General features: G+C 57.7%; 5 protein-coding genes. 2 read left to right on the top strand and 3 right to left on the bottom strand.

The window, feature by feature from the left end; genetic code table 11:
* Both ACXRVY_RS19895 and ACXRVY_RS19890 read left to right on the top strand, forming a co-directional pair.
* Window positions 1–272 (top strand): response regulator (locus ACXRVY_RS19895; protein ID WP_458238053.1); only part of this gene is annotated, 272 nt, incomplete at its 5' end.
* Between the two features lie 65 nt (window positions 273–337).
* Window positions 338–934: a MarC family protein gene (locus ACXRVY_RS19890; protein WP_111284385.1), complete on the top strand. Its 597-nt coding sequence runs from the start codon at window positions 338–340 to the stop codon at window positions 932–934.
* Window positions 935–1,019: 85 nt separating this feature from the next.
* Here the strand turns inward: ACXRVY_RS19890 and ACXRVY_RS19885 are convergent, their stop codons facing one another.
* The 3 genes from ACXRVY_RS19885 to cobJ all read right to left on the bottom strand — a co-directional run.
* The gene (locus ACXRVY_RS19885) at window positions 1,020–1,571 is read right to left on the bottom strand and encodes a hypothetical protein (protein ID WP_458238052.1); all 552 of its coding nucleotides are present in this window, start codon (window positions 1,569–1,571) and stop codon (window positions 1,020–1,022) included.
* Window positions 1,572–1,726: 155 nt separating this feature from the next.
* Window positions 1,727–2,542: a hypothetical protein gene (locus ACXRVY_RS19880; protein ID WP_223462761.1), complete on the bottom strand. Its 816-nt coding sequence runs from the start codon at window positions 2,540–2,542 to the stop codon at window positions 1,727–1,729.
* Between the two features lie 207 nt (window positions 2,543–2,749).
* The coding region (gene cobJ, locus ACXRVY_RS19875) for a precorrin-3B C(17)-methyltransferase (RefSeq protein WP_458238051.1) at window positions 2,750–3,737 on the bottom strand (988 nt) is incomplete at its 5' end.

Raw genomic sequence — 3,737 nt, 5'->3', positions numbered from 1 at the left:
ACCTGGTGCTGATGGACTGCGAAATGCCAATCCTCGACGGCTTCTCGGCCACCCAGCAGTTGCGTGCCTGGGAAGTCGGCAACCAGCGGGTCCGTACCCCTGTGGTGGCGTTGACCGCCCATATCCTTGCCGAACACAAAGAGCGTGCGCGACAGGCCGGCATGGACGGACACATGGCCAAACCGGTCGAACTGTCACAGTTGCGCGAGCTGATCGAACACTGGGTCGCCCAGCGTGACCAGCACAATCGCGCAACGACCCAACCGTCCTGAGCCGACAGACGGCGCAACCCCTGATAGACTCCCCCTCGACTTCCCTCGCCAGTGAGCCCGGCACCATGCTCCATGTGTTGTTCAGCGTTTACCTGAAGATGCTGGTGCTCTACAGCCCATTCTTCGTGTTGTCCTGCTTCATCAGCCTGACCCGTGGTTATTCGCGCAAGGAACAGCGTCGGCTGGCCTGGAAAGTAGCGGTCGCTACCCTGGTCTCCAGTGTTCTGCTGTACTTGTTCGGCCGAGTGATTTTCAGTGTGTTTGGCATTACCGTGGACGCATTCCGCATCGGCGCAGGCAGCGTCCTGTTCATCTCGGCGCTGGGCATGGCGCAAGGCAAATCGGCGGTACAGACCGACAACGTGCAGCAGGATGTGACCATTGTCCCGCTGACCATTCCGCTGACCGTCGGCCCCGGCACCATCGGTGCCTTGCTGGTGATGGGTGTGAGCCAGCCGCACTGGGACGACAAGCTCACCGCGATTGTCAGTATTGCCTTGGCCAGCTTCACCGTGGGGGTAGTGCTTTATCTGTCCAGCCGCATCGAACGCATACTCGGCGATCAGGGCTTGCAGATTGTCAGCCGGTTGATGGGGTTGTTCGTGTGTGCACTGGCGGCACAGATCATCTTCACCGGGGTCAAGGGCTACCTGGTGCCTTGAAGCGACAGCTTGTCCAAAACCTGAAAACAAAGCCCTGTGCATTAATCACAGGGCCTTGTCTTTGATTGCGTGCGAAGCCTTTGAGTCAGGGCTGGAGTTTGCGCACGAACACCTTGTTTGAATAAGCTTCGATTTTCTCGTGGACCCGTCTACGGTAGTTTTCAAAGACCCGTCGGTCGAACACAAACACCCCGCCACCGGGAATGATCGCCAGCTCTCGATCGAACTCGCTCCACAGGAAAAAGTCGCTTTCAATCACGGCCGCGCTGTAGCGCAAGCCAAGCAGGCAGACGACCACTTCACCCGAGGCGAGCCGCTCACAAGGCGCGCACTTGAGGATACCCGAGCCGCCATTGGCAACATTGCCGCGAAAGAAATCCCAGGCAAACTCATCCAGCCGCAAAGCCTTATAGGTGCTCTCGAGGAGCTGGCCCAAGCGCTCCACGCCCAAGCGGCCCATCACGCTGTAACTGACGCTGAGCAATTGATGGACACTGGTGACCCGGATCGGATCAGCCGGAATGATGGCCTTGAGCCTGTATCCCGCCTTGAGCAATCGCCCTTGAAAATAATCGAACCAGGCCTTCCTCGACACTCGGCCCGGGTATTTCTCGTTGGCCGCCAGTTCCGCGTACAACAGGCAGTCCTGTATATCCTCCTGGTCTTGCAAATTTACCCGCGGGGTAAAGGACAGCAGACAACCACCCACTACGACAGCATTAACAGACTCAAGCATATTTACCCCATACAGCCAGTGCTTTAATCGATTACATCGATCAAAGCCCGCCCGCCTTATTGATCTGTCAATTGTTTGAAAAGGCCATCGGCAAATTGGTCGTTATAGGCATACACCATGTTTTTCTTTCGCTCGAATGCACGTCGATTAAACTTGCGCACACCGGCCCCCTGGAAAATTTGCAACCCCTGAGTCTTGTAAGTCACGAATAAAAAGTCGCCGTTGTATTCCTTGTCCACCAAGTCAAGACCGCCCAACAACATGGACATGCCGCCGCCTGGCGTCGCAATGCAAGGAACAGCCTTGAAGCTGACGACATCGTTTTTCCTGCTGCCGACATCGACAATTTTCAACGCGTCCTTATCGCCCCTCAATTTGCTGAAACCCGACGCCACCAGGTTCAGGACGCTGCTTGCTCCACCGGAGATAACGGTCTCAAGCACTTGCAAAATCGCTTCATTCATCGTGATGGTGAGCTGTTTGCTGACGTATTTCTTGTAGGTGAAGCCTCCCGTCACCCAGCCCACCGCCAACAATGCCTCATTGTACTTCAGGTAGCGTTCTTCGTTGCTGGCTTCCTTGGGCAGGCTCCGGACCTGCGCTTCGGCAAACTGCTGGCAGTCCAGCGCATCCTGCCTGTCGTCCTCAGAAAGTGCCTGGTCGAACACCACCAGCGAGGGCCCTACTACCGAATCCCCCACACCTTGCGCCGACGAATCACTCGGTGCTGCGCCCAGGATCGAGGTGGAACGCTTGGTCCGCGCCCGTGGCGCGACGTTTTTCAGTTCTGCCGCAATGCCTTCGAAATACTTATCCTGCATGGCATCATCAAATGCGACTTGAGCCACTGAGTAATCATTTATATCGACCATTTAAATCTCCATTTAATCAATAAGCCGCCTCATGCGACCAGCTGAAAACTAAAGCGCGGAGTTGAATCGGTCAAAGTAAAAACACTCAGAACTTATTTCAGGAACTATTAGAAAATAAAAAGGCCCGCGACAACTTTCGTCAATCGCAGGCCCTATCGTTAGTTGTTGCCTTGAACATCAGCGACCTTTGAGCAAAGCCGCTTTCACTCAGGTGACTGGCTTGCTTGGGTACCAGCGTGGCGTGTAAACCCAATCACCGCCGCCGACCCGCGGAAAAACACAGGTCAGGGATGAGCCGATCAAGACCATCGTGCGCATATCGACCTGGTCGGGAGTCAATTGGCCAAGAGTAGTGACGCGCAGCGCTTGCCCCGGACGCCCGATGTCCCGGCCCAACACCACAGGAGTCTCAGGCACGCGGTGCCGAGCGACGATGTCCAGCGCCTGGCCCAATTGCCACGGCCGTGAACGTGAGATCGGGTTGTAGAAGGCCAGGGCCAGATCGGCTTGAGCGGCCAGGTCCAGGCGTTTTTCGATGATTGCCCAGGGCTTGAGGTTATCCGACAGCGACAGCACACAGAAATCATGCCCCAGCGGTGCACCGGCCTGGGCGGCTGTCGCCAGCGAGGCGGAAACCCCCGGCAAAATCTCGAGTTCGACATTGTGCCAATGGACGTCGGTGGATTCGTGCAGCGCCTCCAGCACAGCCGCAGCCATGGCGAAAACCCCCGGATCCCCTGAAGAAACCACCACCACCGAACGCCCCTGGGCCGCCAGTTCAAAGGCGTGACGGGCGCGTTGCATCTCTTCGCGGTTGTCAGTGCAATGCAGCACCTGATCGGCGCGAAACGGCCCGGCCATGCGCACGTAAGTTTCGTAGCCCAATACATCGTTGGCACGGGCCAGTTCAGCCTTCACTGCCGGTACCATCAGTTCCGCGGCACCTGGCCCCAGACCGATCACAGCCAGGCGTCCGCGAGGCCGGCCAATCTGCAACGGATCCAGCGGCTGACCGGTCACCGCAATAGCCAGCGTATCGTCGCCATGGAGGGTGACGGGCTCGCCGATAGCCAAGCGCAGGCGCTCACCGAGATCACCCTCGACGCTGGCAAAACGCAGCGGCACGCCCAATTCAAGCGCCGCTTCCCGCAGCCCGGGACTGGCCATTTCGGTGTCGGCGGCTAACAGGCAGGCC

This window comes from Pseudomonas sp. P5_A2_2 (genome assembly GCF_054177685.1).
Note: the sequence above shows the minus strand (reverse complement) of the source record. Positions and strands in the feature narration are given on the sequence as shown.